The organism is Zhaonella formicivorans, from assembly GCF_004353525.1.
Classification (GTDB): Bacteria; Bacillota; DUOV01; order DUOV01; family Zhaonellaceae; genus Zhaonella; species Zhaonella formicivorans.
In genome coordinates this window covers 2,269,717-2,290,019 of the sequence record NZ_CP085524.1, presented here as the reverse complement: position 1 = coordinate 2,290,019, position 20,303 = coordinate 2,269,717, and the positions used below count along the sequence as shown (strand labels likewise).

Below are 20,303 nucleotides of genomic sequence, written 5' to 3'. Positions count from 1 at the left end.
CCAGGGGGGTTTGAAGGTTCCAGTGAAGGTTCCAGGGGGACGAAGAAAACCAGGGGGACGGTTCTTGTGGTTGCATAGTGGTGTTTAAATGTTGCAGAGTAAATAGATAGTGCTTAAAATATGCCACCAACAGGAAGAAAGAAAAGCAGAACAGGGATATATCATATTGTCTTAAGAGGTATTAACAGGCAAATTATTTATGTTCTGTTCTTGGTTATGTACTCCAAGATTTGGTTTTTAAACCTTGCTATATCTTTCAAATTATCCTGGATAATCTCATATAATTCTTCATCAGAAACCTGGTGATAAAGGTGGACGAACCTGTTCCGATAGCCCGCCATTTTGACTAGTTGCTCAGCCAAATCCTCACTTATAATTCCTTTATCTCCCAACCCGCGAGCTATTCCTTTATACTCTTGAGCAATATTTATTCCTCCGTTTTTAGCCAAAATATGTCGTCCAATATCAAAAATTGCTTCCAGTGAACGCCTGAGGAAGCTTTCAGCAGAAGAAGAATTGCGTATCTTTAAAAATTCTTCTTTAGGCATACGAGCCAGTTCTCTTAATTCTTCTAAATACTCAGCAATCAGGGCAAGCCTTTGTTTGACCAGCAGTTTGTCAACGGGCATTGCTAAACTGTAGCGGCTTACAATATTTGACCGCGTTTAGCTCACATTGACTGGCCGCATTTTCATCTCACTTTATTTGGCCGGGCAGCTCTTAAGTACCACCCGGCCATTTAGAAAAACTTTACACTGCAAACTCGTTTTCAATTACCACCTTAACCATATGGTCATCGATGAGCCTTTTTTGTTCCACAGCCGCCGCCATGAGGCAGGCAAGACATACGTTGTTGACCTTACGGGCAATGCCACCAGCGTATTCGTATACCACGTCCAACGCATCATCAGTAAAAATGGGTGAACTGACGCCGGCTGTTTTTAAATGATGGTCTACGTAGTCTTTTACCTCTTTCCGTTCCATGGGTGGCAAATGGTAGCGCAGGTTCACCCGCTGGGCAATCGCTTCATAAACTTGGAGCTGCAGGATGCGCCGTAGCTCTGGCTGCCCGACCAGAATCAGACTCATTGGGTTATACGAGTCCATGCGAAAATTGAGCAAGAACCGAATCTCTTCGAGCATTTCCCGGTCAAGCAAGTGGGCCTCGTCGACAATGACCACCGGTACTTTCTGCTGGTTTTCAACCAAGTCAAAAACAACCTGGTGAAGCTGACGTTTAGCCTGCCCTCTGTTAAACCGGGGCTCGCAGTCCAGTTGGCGTAAAGCCTCCCAGTAAAAATGTCTGGGCGTGAGACCCGAATCACTGATGTAGATGACCCTGTATTTATTCGGGTTAAGTAAAGACGTTAGTTGGCGGAGAGCTGTTGACTTGCCTGCGCCGACTTCCCCGGTAATGAGGGCAAAGAGGCGTTTTTCCGCTGCGTACTTGAGGCGGGACACCAGTTCCTCATGGGCTGGCGTAGTAAACAGGAACTTTACCGGCAAATCCCGCCCGAAGGGGGTACGGTGAAAGCCAAAGAAAGGTTCAAACATCTTCTTTCCCTCCCTCCAGGTGGCGGAAGGGGATGGCTCCAAGTTTACGCTGACGACGGGCCCGGCTTCTTGCCTCAAGGACAGTTAACAAACGGGAACCCTGGGAAAAAGTTACCGTCTCTTGAACTGTTTCATGTTTTGCGGCGGTGACGTTGTATTCTTGGATAACCAGTGGCCTGGCCAGTCCCTGTTTTTGCCCGTTATGCCAGAATTCAATGGTTTCCAGGTCAAAGGGATCAAAGCGAAGGTCAACGGTTTTCTTCACCCATTCCAACCCAATCTCGTAAAGCCGGCCTTGGAGTTTGATGCACCCGGTCTTATCCACCCGGCGGCTTTCCTCCCAGAGGAAGGCTTCCCGACATTCTTCCAGGCTGGCAAAGCGAAGTCGTCGCGGGTCTTTTTGGAACCGATAAGCTGGAGTTTCATTGTCCAGGGCACTGTGCGGGTGGTGGTTGTAACCCTCTTCCATCCAGACAGCAAAAAGTTGGTTGAGTTCTGACAATGTTGTGGGCGGCTTGAGTTTAAGTTCAGCCAGGAACGATTCAACGGTTCGATTGAAGCGCTCAATTTTGCCTTTCGCTTCGGGCGAATAAAACTGGGTTTGGATATGCCTGATGCCAAGTTTGGCACACCCCAGACGGAACCAGCGGGAGATAAAGACTTTGCCATTGTCTACATAGACGGCGTCTGGAACACCCCGCTTCAAGATGGCTTTACGGAAAGCATCTTCTAAGGCCGGTAGCCTCTGGTCGAGGTAAAACTCCCCGTGGCACAAAAGCCGAGTGGCATCGTCAATAAAGGCAACCAGGTAAGTCCTGACTTTTCGTTTAGGGTTTTCGGGATGGGGTAAATACGGCCCGTATTTGATGTCTGCCTGCCACAGACGGTTCCGCTCTCCTTTTTGAAAGCGCCTGTGACCAGGTAGGGTTTGATTGGCTTCTGGCTTGGTTAAGCCGAGGCGCGACAGATGTCTGCTCAAGGTAGAACGGGCCAGTTCTCCCGGCCGGGTTTTCTGCTCCCCTTCCAGGATCTCGATAACCTGGCTGACACTTCGTTCGGGTAGCTCAGTCTTAAGTTTAACTGCCTCCCGGATAATCTCCGGGGCGATCGCCCGGCTGTTTCCCTGGTCGGACCTGACTTTTGGCATAAGTCCGGACAATCCCTGTTGTCGGTAAAGTTGAATGTAACGGCGCAGGGTACGCGACGAAATCTCCCCACGGGCCAGAATCTCATTTCGCCGCCGGCGCTTTTCCGCTGCTTCCAAATCCGGTTCAAGCAAAGGAGCAATCAGGGCGAAGCGCTTAAGCGCAGTATCCTGTTGGGTGTACTTCTCTTCTGACATCCAGACCATCTCCTTGTTAAAATATGGTGTTTTTTCCACCATACCACGATTTAAGGATGGCCAGGAGCCTAAACTATGTGGAATTGGTTACAGCCAGAGGCCGACCACGTCCATGGTCAGCCAGATGTTTACCGCTCCCAATACCGACGTAGAATCTATAGGAGGCAATTTATCTAAGGCGGCCCGTAACTGTTGCCAGGGAGAAGGCCAATTTTCCTTGATGAGTGAATCTATTCGTTTTGATAATCGGAAAGCCAGGCTTTCCAGCACGCCGACGGCCTCGCTGTACCGCTTGAGAAACCGACGCACCCACCGGCGGGTGGTGGGAATGTCCTGCCCACCTTGGACCCGTTCTGGCGGTACCTGATCATCAACTACTTCCTCTACCGCCGGTGCAATAATATCCATTGAATAATGACGATAGGGAGAAATGAAATCGGGGAGGATGGCATGGGTGCGGCGACAGTTACCGCAACGGAAGCGTGCTATAGGAATTCTCGCTACGGTTTCATCTGCCGTAATCAGCTTGCGCAAATACTGGCCGTGAGCAGCCATTTTAGTTTGACACAGAGGGCAAAACCACTGTTTTTGCCCCAAAATATGTAAATGTTTTTCTAAATACTCCTTTACTGAAGTGCCTAAATACGTTACAATCAAGGCGACGGAATGTGGGAAAGCCTTCAGTAAGGGAGAGTGCCAGCTCGTTTAACCTTACTTGAAGGCTTTTCCTTTTCTCCTTGTTCAGATTCTTTCTGTTATTTTTCGTCAAGAGAAGAATAAATCCTTTTTCTAAACGGCAACTGAATCTGAGCAAGGTAAGGTCAAATAGTGCGGGCAGAAACACTAAACCTCCTCCAAGATTTCATCCAGATATTTTTCTAAAAAAGGTCTGAAATCTAAAGCGCGGCAAAAGATGTTTTCTTCATACTCTTCTTTAAATTCAAGTCTGGAATAGTAGAGACAATGTCCGTTAATTGCGTTAGCCTGAAATACAGAATGGGTTTCTTGCAAGAAAACCAAGTCGAGTGGATATGGTAAAAACAAATCTTCCAAATGATTATACAGGTTGCTGTACAGGATATGTCTTTCTTTTGGACTAGGAAGTTCGTGATCAAAAACGACCCCAATATCTATATCTGTCAGAGGGTCGTGCAGTTCCTGTTTAATCCCATGGAGCAAATTCAGACCGGTTTTAACTTGCGAGCCAAAGATATAGACCAATGCGATCTTATACTCTTCACAAATTCTTTTCAACTGATTTTGTTTATCCATGGATACCCCTCCTTCGACATCATTATACCATTTATGGTATGTAGATACCATTTTTATGGTATCACCGGACCACCGGACCAAGGGGACGGTTCCTATGGTTGCGAAGTGGCGGTAAAGTGTGGTCGAGTAAACAGAGGGTGCTGAAATATGCCACGGACAGGAAGATAGAAGGATCCCGCCCTTGGATCCTTCGATTTAGGTTTACCCTTGGTTTCTGCATTGAAGGAATGTTAGACGCGTGGTACACTAAACTTGTATAGTTATATGTTTTAATGGAAAGGGTGATAATGTGCCAACTATAAGTATGTTTTACGGAATAATAATTAGAATGTTTTGTGCACCAGAAAAACACAATCCACCACATTTCCATGCTTATTACGGAGAATATAAAGCAATAATTGATATAAATACTTGTGAATTAAAAGAAGGAAACTTACCGAAGAAACAACTTAAGCTGGTTTTGGCATGGGCTGAACTAAGGCAGGAAGAATTATTAGCAAACTGGACTTTGGTAATGAATAGTGAACTTCCTTTTAAAATTGAGCCGCTTAAATAGGAGGTGTAGATTTATGTATTTAGCAGTTAAAGGTGTAGAACCTTTGAATGATTATCAATTACTTTTAACTTTTGAAAATGGTGAAAAGAGAATTTTTGATATGAAACCCTATTTAGACCTCCATGCCGCTAACGCGGCACCATCGGAAGGATGAAAATTGGTTCATGTCGAATCACCTATTGGCTGGCGAAGGCAGGTCGGGTTTTTATGGTGCTTTGAGCCCGCTATTTAGACAGACCACAACGACCTGGTGCACCACAGATTGTTGCCTCTTTTTGAGAGCACGCAGGATAGAATGATCCATTAGTGGTTGTTGCACCAGCCCTTCAATCTTAACCAGCCAAAAGGATGATACTTGTGGATGTTCTCTACACTCATTGCTGCGGCTTAGACGTTCATAAGAAGAACGTCGTCGCCTGCACCATCACCCCCGAAGGGAAAGAAATCCGTACCTTTTCAACCATGACCGATGACCTTATCTCTTTAGTGGACTGGCTCAAAAGCAAAGGCTGTACTCATGTGGCGATGGAAAGTACCGCTTCTTACTGGAAACCGATTTACAACCTTCTGGAATTGGAAGAAATCAACGTTATGGTGGTGAATGCTAAACACATCAAGAATGTGCCGGGACGTAAAACAGATGTCAAAGATGCCGAGTGGATTGCAGGATTGTTACAACATGGCTTGTTGCAAGGCAGTTATATTCCCTCTCGCGAACAAAGAGAGTTGCGGGAACTTATCCGGTACCGGCGAAGCCTGATTGAGGAAAGAGCGCGGGAAATAAACCGGATACAAAAGGTTTTAGAAGGGGCCAATATAAAACTTTCTTCTGTGGCACGTGATGTCTTGGGCAAATCTGGACGGGATATGATTGAGGCTATGATTCAAGGGCAAGAAGACCCTGAGATTCTCGCTGAGTTGGCTAAGGGTAAGCTGAAAAAGAAGAAAGAAGAACTTCAAAGAGCCCTTAATGGTTTAATAGGGTCTCATCAAAAACTGATGCTTGCTAAGCAACTAAAGCATATTGACTTCTTGGATAAAACAATCGCTGAACTGGATGAAGAAGTAAAGGCACGAATGCTCCCTTTTGAAGAAGACCTGGAGTTATTGGACACTATACCCGGAGTGGGAAGACGTACCGCTGAACAAATCTTGGCTGAAGCAGGTACAAATATGGATCAGTTCCCCTCTGCCGCCCACTTATGTTCATGGGCTGGAGTAGCTCCAGGTAACAACGAAAGTGCCGGTAAACGAAAGTCTGGCAAAGCCAAGAAGGGCAACCAAAAGTTACGAAGTGCTTTAGTTGAAGCAGCCCGAGCAGCGTCCCGCACAAAAGATACGTATTTAGCGTCCCAGTATCACCGTATCGCGGCCAGAAGAGGAGCAAACCGGGCGTCCTTAGCTGTTGCCCATAGCATTCTTATCATCGCCTATCACATCCTTAAGAAAAGACAGCCTTATATTGAACTTGGTCCTAACTATTATGAAGAACGCAAGCGTCAAACGGTAGTAAAACAGTCTATCAAGAAGCTAGAATCTTTAGGATACAAGGTTACGGTCGAAGAGGTAGCTTAATAACATATACATCAGTAGATACCGGGTTGCACCCAATATATGGGAAATGCAAGCTGGTTATATAGGTCTTGTTTTTTGCCTGTTTTTAGGGTCGTTTAATTTTCAGGATAGATAAAGGTATATTTAAAGAGCTTAAGGATGAGAAAAAATTTAAATCGGTCAGAGTTAGTTTTGATAGTATTGAATGGTCTAATCAAGCTGATATTGACCCGGAGGTCTTATATGAAAAAAGATATCGCATATTGACGGGCTGACCCCCTAAAATTGGAGAATATCTACTTGATTCTTTATCAATAGGCGCTGACTGAATATTTTATTATTTGCAACTTTATTGGAACGGGCTACTAGATGTGTAAAAAGACCCTGTTTTGGGCATATTTCCCCCCTCCCCACTTAATGCTTTGTGATTCTATTGCATCAAAATCAGGAGGGGGTCGGCTTTTATAATATTTATATTTGTATCTTAACAAATGGTATAATCATAAAAGAAAAGTATGCTCCTTTCTGTTTTGTTTGGATTGGCGATTAAACAATACCACAAAAAGGGCATACTTTTTCTCTTTTTATTTAATTTTGTTACTAGGAAAGTTACCACAGCCATCGCGCCAAGCGGTTTTGTTCTCCCCACCTTACTTTTCTTGATGGATAATTCCGGAAATAGTATAATGTTTGGATAGTGTTAACTAACTTATGAAAAATGCAGTTTAAGGAGTATATGGGACAGACTAAACCCAAAATGTCACCTGAAAAACGAGATAGCCCAGAAGAACAGTAAAACAAAACACCTCCAACCTCTATGAAGAGCATAACAATGCGGATTCAAAGCCTGTCAAGAGGTCATTGCCTTCGAAGAAAGGCATTTGACAGTCTTTGAACCGCATGTTTAAGGGCAGATAAGAGGTTGAAGGATTAAGGGTGCTACCGCCTGTTCTATGGTGTTTGCTGTGACAGGATAAGCTGCTGTGATAATTCAATAAGCTTCTGCCATTTAGCAGGCATGTTTGGGATAGACTCAAGTTCCGGAATAGAGTTTAGTGGCTGCCAGTAAGTATAGGAGTGTGGGCGCAGGAAGTTGTAATAGGCTACAAAAAGTGACACATGGGTATTTGAGCCTTCCCCACTACCATAGCCGTTTGTCACCTGATAGGAGAATTTAAAGGTCCTGTTAAGGCGTTCAATAATTTGCTTAAGCCAGCGATATTCTTCCGAAACAGGATCATCATTGGTGAGTCCGAATACCTGCGTAAGGTTAAAATCCATGTCTTTAAGCATGAACTGCTGCTGTGCAAGCTTGTAGGCAGAGTAGCCATCAGCAACAAACTTTAGGGCTTGAGCGGGGAAATCTTTAAACTTAGCAAAAGCCATACGCATAGCCAGGATACAAGGACCTACATCCCTTGTATCAGATACACAATAGCCCAAGATAGATTTTTTGAGTGCATCCATAATAAACCAGACATAATGCTTGATGCCTCTGACCTTAACGTAGGTTTCATCAGCAGCCAGGTAGTTTGTGGGTTTGTAATCAAAATTATCAACGTAAGGTTTAACCAAAGCGGCAGCAGTTTTGGCATATTTACTGACCATAACATGAGAGATTTTAACGCCGTGGATCTCCCAAAGGGCCCTGGAAGTAGCCCGTGTGGACAGCCCAAGGTTTACAAGATAGGTCAGGCAAAGACCAAGAATGTGAGGAGAAAAGTGACGAAAAGTAAAATTGACTGATCCTTTAGGCATACTGTTTAAATCGACCTTAAAAAAGTCGACAGTGAACTCGCGGTAGATGTAGTGTAGCTTAAATTTATGCTTATCTTTCTTGTATTCTTCCAGGTCTTCCGGAGAAAGGTTTTTAAGGGACTGAAGATAAAAAGGACATTTCTTGTTCGTACACTTGTGGATATTAAATTGCTTGCGCTCCTTCTTTTTCTCAAGGATTCTGCCACAATAAGGGCAAGTAAGTGCACCGATTTTAAAGTCCTTCTTATCTTTGTTGAACCTTAGCCCGCAGACTTTGCATAAAAGCTGACCACGGCCTCCTGTATTGTCGTAGAGGTATGTATGAGGGGCGCCGCAACGGTGGCAAACAACATCGGGAGAAACAGGGTTTTTCCCACGGGACTTAACAGGTTTAAGCTCTTTACCATGCTTAGACTTGTAATCGTTAAGCAGCTGCTTGTAGTCAAGTTTTTCAGGCTGTTTAATAATGGGGAGCCTGTCCACAGTAAGCTTACGATACTTCGGGCTGGTGATATCCTGTTTAGGAGTTTTTAAGGGAATATTTTTAACGATAAACAAAAGTAACTGGCGAATTTGTTTAAGTAAAAATTGATTGTATAGTATCAAAAATGGTATAATTGAGTTCAACAATAACACTCTCCTTTTGGTGGATTGTTGTTTTGAACGACTCAATTATACCAAAAACGGGGGTGTTATTGTTTTTTATTGTAAAAAAACTTGAAACCCCCGATATATAAGACTTTAGAATCTATTTTGGTGTAAATTAATTAACACTACGAATGTTTGCGTGGGGGTGGAGGAAATGGAGGATATTTTAAAACAAATACTTCAAAAATTAAATTCCTTAGACCAAGGGCAACAAGAACTAAAAGAAGGCTTTGGAAAACTGGAGGCAAGACAAGCTAAACTAGAAGAAGGCTTTGGAAAACTGGAAGCAAGACAAGCTAAACTAGAAGAAGGCTTTGGAAAACTGGAGGCAAGACAAGCTAAACTAGAAGAAGGCTTTGGAAAACTGGAAGCAAGACAAGCTAAACTAGAAGAAGGCTTTGGAAAACTGGAAGCAAGACAAGCTAAACTAGAAGAAGGCTTTGGAAAACTGGAGGCAAGACAAGCTAATCTGGAAGAAGGCCTGGCTGAATTTAGAAAAGAGGCTAATCAAAAATTTCAAGATCTTAATAATCAAACAGAAACGATTGCCAGGACTGTATTTGCACATACTGAAATGCTCGATAAAATATCTTTAGACCTTGATTACTTAATAGATAAAGAAAAGCAGAACGAAAGAGAAATATTTGCCATAAAGAAGAAGATGAAGGCTTCTAACGCATAGACAGCCTGTAATTGAGGTGTGGGGCAGTGGAAGAGAAAATTTATCAATTGATAGAAAAATTTTATTTGGAGTTTGCCGGATTTAAACAAGAGGTCAATGAACGCTTTGATGAGATAGATAAACGTATTGATGAGATAGATAAACGACTAGGCAAGGTTGAGATAAACCAGGAGGAAATGAACGATAAACTGGAGGAAGCATTTGAGGCAATCACTGCTTTGGCGGAAAGCAATGAACGCCAACACCAGGAAATAATGAAAGAATTGAGAGGCGAGATAAGCGTCGTCGAGTTAGCTGTCAAAAGAATGGTAAAATGAGCTGGAAAAATGACCCGGGAGAAAATTCAAGCCTCCCGGGCTTCTATTTTCTCGGTTATAAGTTATACGCCTATTGTTTAATGGGAAATTAGCTGTATCAGCCACCCACATTAACGAAGAGCAAATTACTTTCCTTGAAATGGCCCTAAAGATATTAGAAAAGAGTAGTAGGTTTAACACAGTTGATGATGAGGACCTGCGTATTCTAAAATTGCAAATACTTGGCGGTAGTCGTAAGGGATAAAGGAGGCAGTCCCTTTGGTTACCTCGCTTCCTGTCTATTTACGTCGAGTGCTGTCGTTTGGTACAATCTTAGTAACCCCGGAAAATTAAGTAATCAACTTTTGACACTTAATCGGCTTCAAAGGCCCCGAAAAACACAACGGTCCACGAATGTTAGTGTAGGCGGGTGATCACCTGGTGCAGGATCCACAGTTGCAAGACCTCCTGGAAAAGGCCAGGGCCGGAGATGAGCAGGCCCGGGATGTTCTGATCCAATCTCACCGGGCCTACATAACAGAGGTCGCGGCTGCTTACTGCGGTCGCAGGCTTTACTGGCAAAACGACGACGAGTTGAGCGTCAGCCTGCTGGCCTTCAACGAGGCCATCGATACCTTCAACCCCTCTGCCGGCAAGGAGTTTCTCCATTATGCACGGCTGGTGATCAAAAACCGGCTGATCGACTACTATCGTAAAGAATCACGACACCGCCACCTCTCCCTGGAAGGATTGCCCGGCGATGAGGAAGGTCTTCCGCAGTGGGAAGCAGCTGCCGCATGGCGACAGTATCACGAGGAAGAACTGGCCCGCGAGCGGGCGGAAGAAATGCTCCGCTTCGACCAGGCTCTACATACCTTTAACCTTTCACTGCAACTTTTGGAACGGGCCTGTCCCAGGCACCGGGATACCCGGGAGATGCTGGTGCAAGCCGCCTGCGTGCTGGCCCGGGAACAGGACTTGCTGGCCTACGTGAAGCGTTACAAGCAGCTCCCTCTCCGGGAGCTGTCCCGGGCCACCCGTCTCAGCCGGAAGGTATTAAAAAGGGGACGAGCTTACATCCTGGCGTTGACCCTGATTCTCACCGTTCCTGAATTCACGCACCTGCGCTCTTTGTTCTCGCTGCCACCGCCGGCTGCCTGTACCGCCGGACCAACAGACACGTCAAAAACGCCGACCGGCTCTTCCAGGGGAGGTGACCTTCGATGACCAAGATAAAAGGGTTAGTGGTGAAGACGGAAGGCCGCCACATGTGGGTCGCCACCGAAGACCGGCAGTTCAGGCGGTATCCCCTTCCTGCCACAGGAGCTGCCGTCGGCCAGGAGGTGTGGGTTGAACAGCCCGTACCCGCCGTTCCGTATTTCGCCTCCCGGGGTGCCCTGGTGGCGGGCCTGGTAGTAATGATATTCCTGGGGGCGTTCCTCTGGCAATTGGTCCGCGGCGATACCCCTGTAGCCTACCTGGCCGTGGACATCAACCCCAGCCTGGAAATCGCCGTGGACGGTGCAGGCAGGGCGCTGGAAGTGGAACCCCTGAACCAGGACGCCAAATTGCTGGTAAAGGGCCTTTCTCCCCGGAAGAAGGACGTCTATACCTTCCTTGACCAGATAATCCAAAAGGCCGAATACTCCGGTTACCTTAAACCCGGACGGGATAACCTGGTGTTGGTGACCATTATCCCGGCCAGGGACGGAGCACCTGTCCCGGTAAACGCTTCCGGGGTAAAAGAAGCTGTCCTGAAAAGCCTTGCTGCCCGGAACGTTCAAGGTAAGGTCGGCATTCAAAACGCCTCTCCGGAGGAACGCATCAGAGCCAGGGAGGCGGGTCTTTCGGTAAACCACTACCTGCTCATTACCAGGGCAGCCGAAAAGGGAGTTCTGCCAGGCCCCAGCTTAAAGGATAAGACCGGCATACCGGAAATCCTGAATCGTTTATCCGCCAGGGGCATTCAATTGGAACAGCTAGTGGTTGAATTCGGTGTCACCTCGGGACCCGGCAGCAAGCAGCCGCCCTCCAAGGAGACCCTGGTTAACCCCAGGACAGTGCCGCCTGGCAGTACTCAAGAAACCACCGGTAATCCGGAGCACCGGGATGCTAGGCCAGCAGAATCTCGTCCAGTGGATGAGGACGAAGAGCGCGACACGGACGGCGAGCGCCTCCCGGAGGACGAGGAAGAAGACGGCAGTAAAGGCGAAGAAAGAGATGATGAAGCGGATGAGGGTGAGGGTGAAGGTAATGAAGCTGGCGCGGAGGATACCCGCATAGAAGATGAAAAAGACGACGCCCAACTTGAAGCGAACAGCGATGAGCCTACTACTCGTTCACCCGCGCCGGGTCCGGGCGATGAAAAAGGGAAGATCCTATCACCCGATAGTGGGACCAATAGCAAATCAGACATTGATGATCAAGATGGCGACGCCCGGGACCAGAGCATTGATCGTGATGGTGGTCAACCCGATGATTCTTCTAAACAAGAACCGGGCAAAGAAGTAAAAGAAGATGCGGGCAGTGATAACGGTGGCGACGAAGAAACGAAGACTCCGGTGTCGGTGTTCTAAAAGATTCCGGCGATGAGGACGAGAGCAAGGGCGATGATCAAGGCGACGTTCGCGAGGAGGAAAATTTTTTTGATCTGGACCCCCAAATTTTTTTCCGCCCACGCACTAACCAGTGAAAGCCAAAACAGAAGAAAGGAGAGGTTCAGATGTTTAGGATGCGTAGTAAAAGGTTACTGGTACTGCTGGTGATGGCTGTTTTTCTGGTAGTGGTATACTCTGTGGGAGGAGGAGTGGCAGCCGCCGCAGGAGGCACGTCACCGGCACCGGAAGTCTCTGCCAGCCCGACTGTGCCAGGGGACACCGGCGATGACAAACCAGGCACGGCTGGTGACCAAGACCAGGCTGACGAAGATGCGGACGAGGACGAAGATACAGACGCAGTCGGCGACCTGGACGAGGACGAGAACGAGGATCAAGACAAGGATGATGGAGACCGGCATGAAGAACGGGATGCCGGCAAAGATGCGAACAAAGTTGAAGACCAGGACGAAGACGTAGACGAGGATCAAGCAGCTCGCGAAGAAGCGGATGAAGACCTTGACCTGGACGAGGAAGAGGTCAAAGGTGATAAAGACGCCGAGAAGCAAGCCGAAAGACTTGCAAAAGCCCAGGAAGACCTGGCAAAGGCCCTGACGAAACTGGCGGAGGACCCCAATGATAAAGAGGCTTACGAAGACATGGCCAGGGCCTATGCCGCCCTGGGCCAGTGGTATCAGGCCAAAGAAGCGGCAACACAGCTCCTGGCTATAGACCCGGACAACGAAGAAGCTGGGATCTTGCTCGCGGTAAGCCTCTACCGCCAGGGGGATCAAGAGGGAGCGCTGCAACAGCTCCAGGCCATGGCCACCAAAAAGTCAGGTGACGACGACGTTTACGAACTGCTGGGAGAACTCCTGGAACTCCAGGGAGAACTGGATGAGGCGCTGGAAAAATACGAACAGGCCGCCGCTCTTAACCCCAACGACCCGGACATTTTCGCCAAGTTGAGCGGGGCTTATCAAAAAGTGGGGATTGAAGGAGTCAAGGTCTTTGTCAACGGTAGCAAGCCGCAATTCGATGTCCAGCCCCAGATCGTCGATGGGCGCACCCTGGTTCCGTTCCGGGCGCTGGCGGAAAGTCTCGGCGCCCAGGTGGCCTGGGACGGAGCGACCCGCCAGGTGACAGTGGTTAAGGCGGACATCACCATCAACCTCACTGCTGACAGTCCGGTCGCCACGGTTAACGGCACTCCCGTCAACCTGGATGTACCTGCTACCATCACCGGCGGTCGGGTACTGGTTCCCCTCCGGTTCCTGAGTGAGGGACTGGGTGCCAAGGCCAAGTGGGATCAGCAAAGCCAGATGGTTATAGTTAGTCAATAAGTAGAGATACAGGTGCAGATCTAGAGGGGATATCCCCGCGGGGGTATCCCCTCTACTTGGGTCCGATTACGGCAGTATGCCATGCTCGGGATAATCAAGCTTTTATGAAAGCTAAGATACTTGGGAATCAAAGTTTTAACCATAGGTTGCCTGTTATTACTTTAATTTCAAAATTATTGAAGGATTATCCGTTTTATTGTCGAATGCAATAAAAGGTTGAGCAATTAAACATAGCAATAAAGTGAGGTACCCTATGAGTAGCGAGAAAGAAATTAGTCTATATCAGGAAGTCTACGATGAAATTGACTTGCGAGACATTATTATGGTGATTTGGCGCCGGCGCAAGACGATCTTAACCATTTTCTTGGTGACAGTCATCGCCGCAACCGCTTTTGCTTTTTTGCAAGAGCCCGTATATAAAATGTCTTCAACAATTTCTCTGGGGAACTATAATTCAAATATATATACTAACCCGGCAGGAGCTAAAGAAGTACTGTTGAGTGATAACGTACTTATGGAAGTAATTAAGCAGTTGGGGTTAGATGTAAAACCTGAAGAGTACAGACAATTTAAGGAGAAAATATCCGTAGACATAGTTAAAGATACATCATTTATTCAAATAGCGGTTAAGGAAAAGGACAGGGTATTAGGTAAAAAGATTATCGAGCAGATGGTAGCAATATATACGAACTTAAGCCTCAAAGACTATACTAACCATGAAAAACTAATATCCCAGCAATTAGCTACCATAAATCAACAGCTTAAAGAGAAAGAAGAAGAACTGAATCTGGCGAAAAAATTCATAACTACTTTGGAAAATGATCCAGGTATCGATGAGACGAAAAAAGAAATACGTACTAATGAAGTATATAACTATCTGCGGGAAATAGACAGCCAGCGTATTGCGCTGTTGGACAGATACCTGTCCCTCCAAAAGGAAAAAGATGCCCTTGAGCATGTTAAAGTTATAAACCCGGTAAGAATACCGCAGTACCCCGTTGCGCCACAAAAGAAAGTAATTGTGGCAGTGGCAATGGTGTTGGGGCTAATGGTGGGCTTGTTTGTGGCGTTTATTCAGGATTATTTTAAACGTAATCCAATAGATTTTAAGGGCACTAATGTAAGCAGCTAATATTAGGGGACATTAACAACAGCCGGTCGTTGAGGAGAATTTTTTGTTTTCTCTTACAAAATGGAGTTACGATAAAATTGTTAGGAGTGTTGTTGTGGGCTAAGGGTTAGTAGAAAAATATATTACTAGTGATCATAATGTCAGATGAAATTATAAGCATCTATATTACCAACTTGCGAGCAATACTACCAATGTATTTGTTATATACTGCAAACGATGCTTTCATAAATATTAACAACTTACGCTGGAATTTGGCTGAAGAACTATATTGAATAACTATAAACATAGTTGACATTGTTGCAGACGAAAAAATAGGCAACCCAACCGGCGAGAAGGTGAATACTAAACTAGATGCTTTGAATGCTGGTAGGTAGGCAAAGATTTAAAAATAACTGATCACCTTAAGAAGATATAAAGGCTTGATATAAATATATCCTGCTTAGTTAATAAAGAGAGGGATTATTTTGCATCTGATAAACAAGAACATTTTGGTTACTGGAGCAGATGGTTTTATAGGTTCACATTTAGTAGAAGAATTAGTGCGTTCAGGGTATAACGTGCGTGCTTTTGTTTTATATAATTCTTTTAATTCATGGGGTTGGTTAGACCATTCTCCCAAAGAGATTCGTGACAATTTAGATGTTTTTGCAGGCGATGTGCGCGACCCACATGGCATTAAACAGGCTATGAAGGGTTGTAATGCGGTTATACATTTAGCTGCATTAATAGCAATTCCATATTCGTATTATTCGCCAGATACCTATGTAGATACAAACATTAAGGGTACCTTAAATATCCTTCAAGCAGCCAGAGAACTGGAAATTTTAAAGGTTGTGCATACTTCGACCAGTGAAGTTTATGGCACAGCTAAATTTGTACCTATAACTGAAGATCACCCGTTGCAAGGACAATCGCCGTACTCAGCGAGCAAAATAGGCGCAGATCAGCTCGCTATGTCCTTTTACTATTCTTTTAATACCCCTGTTGCAATAGTACGACCATTTAATACTTACGGACCAAGACAATCGGCCCGTGCTGTCATTCCGACAGTAATTACCCAAATTGCAAGCGGGAAAAGAAAGATAAAGCTTGGCGCGCTGCATCCCACTCGTGACTTTAACTATGTAAAAGATACTGTTAAAGGTTTTATAGCTGCTCTGGAGTCAGATAATTCCATAGGCCAGATTATAAATATTGGCAGTAACTACGAAATCTCTATTGGTGATACTGCTAAACTAATAGCTGAAGTTATGGACGTAGAAATTGAAATTGAAACAGAAGAAATTAGATTGCGACCGGAAAAGAGCGAAGTTGAACGATTATGGGCTGATAATTCCAAGGCTAAAAATCTTCTTGGTTGGGAGCCGATTTATAGTGGTAGAGAAGGATTAAAAAGGGGGTTGCAGGAAACGGCGACGTGGTTTAGTAACCCAGAAAACCTTAAGCACTACAAAGCCGATATATACAATATATGATAAGTAAATTGGATCTTAACGCAATTGTAACAACTATCAAGGAATGCCTACCAAAAGAACGGGATATTATTGGATTACATGAGCCTGTTTTTACTGGGAACGAGTGGGCATATATAAAAGATTGTCTCGATACTGGCTGGGTTTCTTCCGTAGGTAAATATGTTGAACTATTTGAAAAGCAACTAGCAGATTATACCGGAGTAAAGCATGCAGTGGCGGTAATGAATGGGACTGCTGCTTTGCATATTGCTTTAATATTAGTTGGAGTTAAGCCTAATGATGAGGTGATTGTACCAGACCTAACTTTTGTTGCAACCGCTAATGCTGTAGCATACTGTAGTGCGATTCCACACTTTGCCGATAGTTCTGAAAAAACATTAGGTCTGGATCCTTATAAACTTGAAGAATATTTAAATGACATAGCTGAGGTTCGGTACGGAGAATGTTTTAATAAGAAAACGGGACGTCGCATAAAAGCAGTTGTGCCTATGCATACATTTGGACACCCGGTAGATATGGATCCCTTGGTAGAGCTCGCTCAACGTTTTAAATTAGAACTAGTTGAAGATGCAGCAGAGTCTTTAGGCTCATATTATAAAGGACGCCATACCGGAAATTGGGGAAAAGTATCAGCAGTAAGTTTTAATGGCAATAAAACAATTACTACCGGCGGCGGAGGAGCAATTTTAACAAATGATGAGGAAATTGGCAAATTAGCAAAACATTTGACAACAACAGCTAAACTGCCTCATAAATGGGCTTTTAATCATGACATGATTGGTTATAATTACCGTTTGCCAAATATTAATGCCGCGTTAGGCTGTGCCCAGTTGGAGCAATTGCCTCTTTTTTTGAAAAACAAGCGTGCTTTAGCAGAAAAATACAGGAAAGCTTTTTCCAAAATCAATGGAGTTAAATTTTTTACGGAACCTGAATTTGCTACAAGCAATTATTGGCTCAATGTGCTTATATTAAATAAAGAATATGCGCACGAAAGAGATAAATTACTTGAATTGACATATACTCACGGAATTCAAACTCGACCAGTCTGGATCCTCATGCATAAACTACCTATGTATCAAACTTGCCCACGAATGGATGTGAGTATGGCCGAAAGCCTGGAAGCAAGAATAATTAATATTCCGAGCAGTCCATTTTTGTGCAGGTAAATATCAATGAGGATAGTGACTTACATGGATAAAATAAGGAAGATTTGTGTTGTAACAGGTAGTCGTGCAGAATATGGGTTGCTTTATTGGTTGATGAAAGAAATTCAGCAAGATCCCCAACTAGAGTTACAACTTATAGTTACTGGAATGCACCTTTCACCGGAGTTTGGGTTAACTTATAGCATCATTGAGCAGGATGGTTTTATTATTAACGAAAAGGTGGAGATGTTGCTTTCAAGTGATACCCCTGTAGGCATAGCAAAATCAATAGGTCTGGCTACCATTGGCTTTGCTGATGCTTTAGCTCGGTTAAATCCTGATATACTCGTCTTATTTGGAGATCGCTATGAAATTTTAGCGGCAGCGCAAGCAGCTCTTGTGGAAAAAATACCTATTGCTCATATAGCTGGCGGTGACACAACAGAGGGCGCATTTGATGAAGCAATACGCCACAGCATTACAAAGATGTCGCACCTGCACTTTGTAACAAATGAAATAGCTGCTAAACGTGTACGGCAAATGGGCGAAAATCCTGAGCATATCTTCAATGTTGGGAGCCCCGGAATTGACCAAATAAAACGTTTAAAGTTACTTAGCCGGGAACGACTTGAACAAGAACTAGGTTTTAAATTTAAAGAAAAAAATCTGTTAATCACATTTCACCCAACTACATTAGATGATCGACCCGCGAAGGTTCAGTTTCAAGAGCTGTTACAAGCACTTGATAGCTTCGGTAGTGAAATGGGTCTAATATTTACAAAACCTAATTCTGATACTGAAGGACGTACTTTAATTCATATGATTGAAGATTATGTAGCTGTGCACGAGAATGCTCGAGCTTATGCATCCTTAGGTCAATTACGTTATTTAAGTACTATAGCTCAAGTTGATGCTGTGGTTGGTAATTCATCAAGTGGCCTTTATGAAGTACCTTCATTTAAAAAGCCAACTGTTAATATTGGTGACCGTCAAAAGGGCCGTTTGAAAGCATCATCGGTCATCGATTGTGAACCTATTGCCAGCGATATTGTAAAAGCTATTTACCAAGCATTAACAGGAGATTTTTCAAACACAGTTAATCCTTATGGAGACGGTTATAGCACTGAAAGAATAATTTGTAAACTTAAACAGATTACTAACCCCAAAAGTTTGTTGAAAAAACATTTTTATGAGGTGGACTTTTAAATGAATCAATTTAGCCATGTCTACGTCATTGCAGAAGCAGGGGTGAATCATAACGGTTCTCTTGAAATGGCAAAAGAGCTTGTCGATGTAGCTGTTGATGCAGGCGCTGATGCAATAAAGTTTCAAACTTTCAAAGCAGAGAAAGTTGTCAGTAGCTTAGCACCTAAAGCCGAATATCAGAACAAGACTACAGGAAGATTGGAAAGTCAACTTGAGATGCTTAAGAAACTCGAGCTAGGTGAAGAGGATATCCAATTACTAATCGAATATTGTCATAAGCGAAAGATTCAATTTCTGTCTACTCCTTTTGATTTTGAGAGTCTTAACTTGTTAACTTATACCTTTGACTTACCCATAATAAAGATAGCTTCCGGGGAGATTACAAATGCACCATTTTTGTTAAAAGCTGCTCAGGCTGGCAAGCCCATTATACTTTCCACTGGCATGAGTACTCTTGGTGACGTGGAATTAGCTCTTGGAGTTTTGGCTTTTGGTTATACCGTAAAGGGGAAAAAACCATCATTAAAAGCATTTAGGGAAGCCTTTTGCTCAATTGAAGGGCAACAGGCTTTAAGGGATAACGTAGTCTTGCTTCATTGCACTACTGAATATCCTGCATCGTTTTCGGACGTAAATCTGCGAGTAATTCATACCATGATGCGGTGTTTTGGTTTGCAGGTAGGTTTATCAGATCATACCCCAGGCATTGCAGTTTCAATAGCGGCAGTAGCACAAGGAGCTGTTATAATAGAGAAGCACTTTACATTAGCTCGAAATTTACCAGGTCCTGATCATCAGGCGTCACTTGAACCTGAGGAATTAAAAATGATGGTGCAATCTATTCGTCAAGTAGAAGCTGCATTAGGCTCACCCATAAAGATTCCGACACAAATAGAAATAAAGAATGCACATGTTGCGAGAAAAAGCCTTGTGGCAGCAAGAGATATTCAAAAAGGGGAACTATTTTCTGAAGATAATCTTACTATTAAACGACCAGGAATAGGGGTTTCACCAATGCAGTATTGGGATTGGCTAGGGAAAAATGCGGAAAGAGACTATAAACAAGATGATGTGATCAGACCATGAGTCTGCCTGTAATTGTACTAGGTGCAGGGGGGCATGCAAAGGTCCTTATTGATATATTGCGACTTAGGGGGATTAAGATTCTTTGTCTGATTGATCCTAAGTTAGCTACTTTTTCTAACACATTAAATGGGATACGATTAATAGATAACGAAGATGAAGTTCTGCGATATCAACCAGACGAAGTCAGATTAGTGAATGGTTTAGGTTCGGTTAGCGATACAACTAAACGAACGCATTTGTTTCAAAAACTAAAAAATTTAGGATACTCCTTTGCTAGTCTGATTCATCCTTCAGCTATAATTGCCTCTGATGTTAAACTGGCTGAAGGAGTGCAGATTATGGCTGGCGCAATTATTCAGGCAGGTAGTAATGTGGGGCAGAACGCAATTATTAACACTAAAGCATCTATCGATCATGATTGCGTAATAGGAAATCATGTTCATATAGCTCCTGGCGTAACCCTTTCCGGAGGGGTAACAGTAGGGGATAGAGCACATATAGGGACGGGAGCAACTATTATTCAAAATGTTAGAATTGGCCAAAGCAGTATAGTAGGCGCTGGTGCCCTAGTGTTAAAAGATGTTCCAGAAGGGGCTAAAGTTTTAGGCGTGGCTGCGAAAGTAGTTACTACGAATGATAAAGAGCTGGGGTGAATTA

At 44.4% G+C, this 20,303-nt stretch carries 20 protein-coding genes and 1 pseudogene; 15 read left to right on the top strand and 6 right to left on the bottom strand.

From position 1 onward, the window contains the following. Positions 1-197: 197 nt before the first annotated feature. The 5 genes from hepT to EYS13_RS11135 all read right to left on the bottom strand — a co-directional run bounded on the left by hepT (position 198) and on the right by EYS13_RS11135 (position 4,168). On the bottom strand, positions 198-629 hold the full coding sequence (gene hepT / locus EYS13_RS11155; protein ID WP_227762496.1) for a type VII toxin-antitoxin system HepT family RNase toxin: 432 nt from the start codon (positions 627-629) through the stop codon (positions 198-200). A 121-nt stretch (positions 630-750) separates the two neighbouring features. Next, complete coding sequence (locus EYS13_RS11150) at positions 751-1,554, bottom strand: ExeA family protein (protein ID WP_227762495.1); 804 nt, start codon at positions 1,552-1,554, stop codon at positions 751-753. Beyond that, positions 1,547-2,896: a DDE-type integrase/transposase/recombinase gene (locus tag EYS13_RS11145; protein WP_423055274.1), complete on the bottom strand. Its 1,350-nt coding sequence runs from the start codon at positions 2,894-2,896 to the stop codon at positions 1,547-1,549. Before EYS13_RS11145 ends, EYS13_RS11150 begins: the two co-directional genes overlap by 8 nt. Positions 2,897-2,983: 87 nt before the next feature. Next, a complete protein-coding gene (locus EYS13_RS11140; protein ID WP_227762494.1) occupies positions 2,984-3,553 on the bottom strand; it encodes a DUF6431 domain-containing protein in 570 nt (189 codons plus the stop codon). Between the two features lie 186 nt (positions 3,554-3,739). Beyond that, positions 3,740-4,168 (bottom strand): nucleotidyltransferase domain-containing protein, encoded by a 429-nt coding sequence (locus tag EYS13_RS11135; protein WP_227762493.1) that lies wholly within the window; start codon positions 4,166-4,168, stop codon positions 3,740-3,742. A gap of 289 nt (positions 4,169-4,457) precedes the next feature. On the opposite strand from EYS13_RS11135, the gene EYS13_RS11130 reads away from it, so the two are divergent. From EYS13_RS11130 to EYS13_RS16570, 4 genes and pseudogenes are all read left to right on the top strand, one after another. Then, positions 4,458-4,724: a DUF4160 domain-containing protein gene (locus tag EYS13_RS11130; RefSeq protein WP_227762492.1), complete on the top strand. Its 267-nt coding sequence runs from the start codon at positions 4,458-4,460 to the stop codon at positions 4,722-4,724. Positions 4,725-4,737: 13 nt separating this feature from the next. Further along, entirely contained in the window at positions 4,738-4,878 is a 141-nt protein-coding gene (locus tag EYS13_RS11125; protein WP_227762490.1) for a DUF2442 domain-containing protein, read from the top strand. A gap of 203 nt (positions 4,879-5,081) precedes the next feature. Then, on the top strand, positions 5,082-6,299 hold the full coding sequence (locus EYS13_RS11120; protein ID WP_227762488.1) for an IS110 family RNA-guided transposase: 1,218 nt from the start codon (positions 5,082-5,084) through the stop codon (positions 6,297-6,299). Between the two features lie 107 nt (positions 6,300-6,406). Beyond that, a pseudogene (locus EYS13_RS16570) lies at positions 6,407-6,553 on the top strand (DUF2442 domain-containing protein); the annotation flags it as partial. Positions 6,554-7,229: 676 nt separating this feature from the next. On the opposite strand, the gene EYS13_RS11110 reads toward EYS13_RS16570, so the two are convergent. Next, a complete protein-coding gene (locus EYS13_RS11110; RefSeq protein WP_227762485.1) occupies positions 7,230-8,663 on the bottom strand; it encodes a DDE-type integrase/transposase/recombinase in 1,434 nt (477 codons plus the stop codon). A gap of 175 nt (positions 8,664-8,838) precedes the next feature. On the opposite strand from EYS13_RS11110, the gene EYS13_RS11105 reads away from it, so the two are divergent. From EYS13_RS11105 to EYS13_RS11055, 11 genes are all read left to right on the top strand, one after another. Next, on the top strand, positions 8,839-9,366 hold the full coding sequence (locus tag EYS13_RS11105; RefSeq protein WP_227762484.1) for a hypothetical protein: 528 nt from the start codon (positions 8,839-8,841) through the stop codon (positions 9,364-9,366). A 26-nt stretch (positions 9,367-9,392) separates the two neighbouring features. Further along, entirely contained in the window at positions 9,393-9,683 is a 291-nt protein-coding gene (locus EYS13_RS11100) for a hypothetical protein (RefSeq protein ID WP_227762483.1), read from the top strand. A 420-nt stretch (positions 9,684-10,103) separates the two neighbouring features. Beyond that, a complete protein-coding gene (locus EYS13_RS11095; protein WP_227762482.1) occupies positions 10,104-10,889 on the top strand; it encodes a sigma-70 family RNA polymerase sigma factor in 786 nt (261 codons plus the stop codon). After that, the gene (locus EYS13_RS11090; RefSeq protein ID WP_227762481.1) at positions 10,886-12,238 is read left to right on the top strand and encodes an anti-sigma-I factor RsgI family protein; all 1,353 of its coding nucleotides are present in this window, start codon (positions 10,886-10,888) and stop codon (positions 12,236-12,238) included. Before EYS13_RS11095 ends, EYS13_RS11090 begins: the two co-directional genes overlap by 4 nt. 146 nt (positions 12,239-12,384) lie before the next feature. Next, positions 12,385-13,599 carry a stalk domain-containing protein gene (locus tag EYS13_RS11085; RefSeq protein ID WP_227762479.1) on the top strand — a complete coding sequence of 405 codons (1,215 nt, stop codon included), beginning with the start codon at positions 12,385-12,387 and terminating at the stop codon, positions 13,597-13,599. A 253-nt stretch (positions 13,600-13,852) separates the two neighbouring features. Then, a complete protein-coding gene (locus EYS13_RS11080) occupies positions 13,853-14,731 on the top strand; it encodes a Wzz/FepE/Etk N-terminal domain-containing protein (protein WP_227762478.1) in 879 nt (292 codons plus the stop codon). Between the two features lie 464 nt (positions 14,732-15,195). Further along, the gene (locus tag EYS13_RS11075) at positions 15,196-16,206 is read left to right on the top strand and encodes an NAD-dependent 4,6-dehydratase LegB (RefSeq protein ID WP_227762477.1); all 1,011 of its coding nucleotides are present in this window, start codon (positions 15,196-15,198) and stop codon (positions 16,204-16,206) included. Beyond that, positions 16,203-17,375, top strand: a complete 1,173-nt coding sequence (locus tag EYS13_RS11070; protein WP_423055273.1) for a LegC family aminotransferase — start codon at positions 16,203-16,205, stop codon at positions 17,373-17,375. Before EYS13_RS11075 ends, EYS13_RS11070 begins: the two co-directional genes overlap by 4 nt. Positions 17,376-17,399: 24 nt before the next feature. Further along, positions 17,400-18,560: a UDP-N-acetylglucosamine 2-epimerase gene (gene neuC, locus EYS13_RS11065; protein ID WP_227762473.1), complete on the top strand. Its 1,161-nt coding sequence runs from the start codon at positions 17,400-17,402 to the stop codon at positions 18,558-18,560. Next, entirely contained in the window at positions 18,561-19,646 is a 1,086-nt protein-coding gene (gene neuB / locus EYS13_RS11060; protein ID WP_227762472.1) for an N-acetylneuraminate synthase, read from the top strand. Further along, the gene (locus EYS13_RS11055; protein WP_227762469.1) at positions 19,643-20,299 is read left to right on the top strand and encodes an acetyltransferase; all 657 of its coding nucleotides are present in this window, start codon (positions 19,643-19,645) and stop codon (positions 20,297-20,299) included. The genes neuB and EYS13_RS11055 overlap by 4 nt, the downstream gene beginning before the upstream one ends. Positions 20,300-20,303: the final 4 nt, after the last annotated feature.

Bases quoted from the DNA above. Each gene is read 5' to 3' on its own strand.
- hepT (WP_227762496.1), bottom strand. From the start codon at position 629: ATGCCCGTTGACAAACTGCTGGTCAAACAAAGGCTTGCCCTGATTGCT.
- EYS13_RS11150 (WP_227762495.1), bottom strand. From the start codon at position 1,554: ATGTTTGAACCTTTCTTTGGCTTTCACCGTACCCCCTTCGGGCGGGAT.
- EYS13_RS11145 (WP_423055274.1), bottom strand. From the start codon at position 2,896: ATGTCAGAAGAGAAGTACACCCAACAGGATACTGCGCTTAAGCGCTTC.
- EYS13_RS11135 (WP_227762493.1), bottom strand. From the start codon at position 4,168: ATGGATAAACAAAATCAGTTGAAAAGAATTTGTGAAGAGTATAAGATC.
- EYS13_RS11125 (WP_227762490.1), top strand. From the start codon at position 4,738: ATGTATTTAGCAGTTAAAGGTGTAGAACCTTTGAATGATTATCAATTA.
- EYS13_RS11105 (WP_227762484.1), top strand. From the start codon at position 8,839: ATGGAGGATATTTTAAAACAAATACTTCAAAAATTAAATTCCTTAGAC.
- EYS13_RS11090 (WP_227762481.1), top strand. From the start codon at position 10,886: ATGACCAAGATAAAAGGGTTAGTGGTGAAGACGGAAGGCCGCCACATG.
- EYS13_RS11085 (WP_227762479.1), top strand. From the start codon at position 12,385: ATGTTTAGGATGCGTAGTAAAAGGTTACTGGTACTGCTGGTGATGGCT.
- EYS13_RS11080 (WP_227762478.1), top strand. From the start codon at position 13,853: ATGAGTAGCGAGAAAGAAATTAGTCTATATCAGGAAGTCTACGATGAA.
- EYS13_RS11070 (WP_423055273.1), top strand. From the start codon at position 16,203: ATGATAAGTAAATTGGATCTTAACGCAATTGTAACAACTATCAAGGAA.
- neuC (WP_227762473.1), top strand. From the start codon at position 17,400: ATGGATAAAATAAGGAAGATTTGTGTTGTAACAGGTAGTCGTGCAGAA.
- neuB (WP_227762472.1), top strand. From the start codon at position 18,561: ATGAATCAATTTAGCCATGTCTACGTCATTGCAGAAGCAGGGGTGAAT.
- EYS13_RS11055 (WP_227762469.1), top strand. From the start codon at position 19,643: ATGAGTCTGCCTGTAATTGTACTAGGTGCAGGGGGGCATGCAAAGGTC.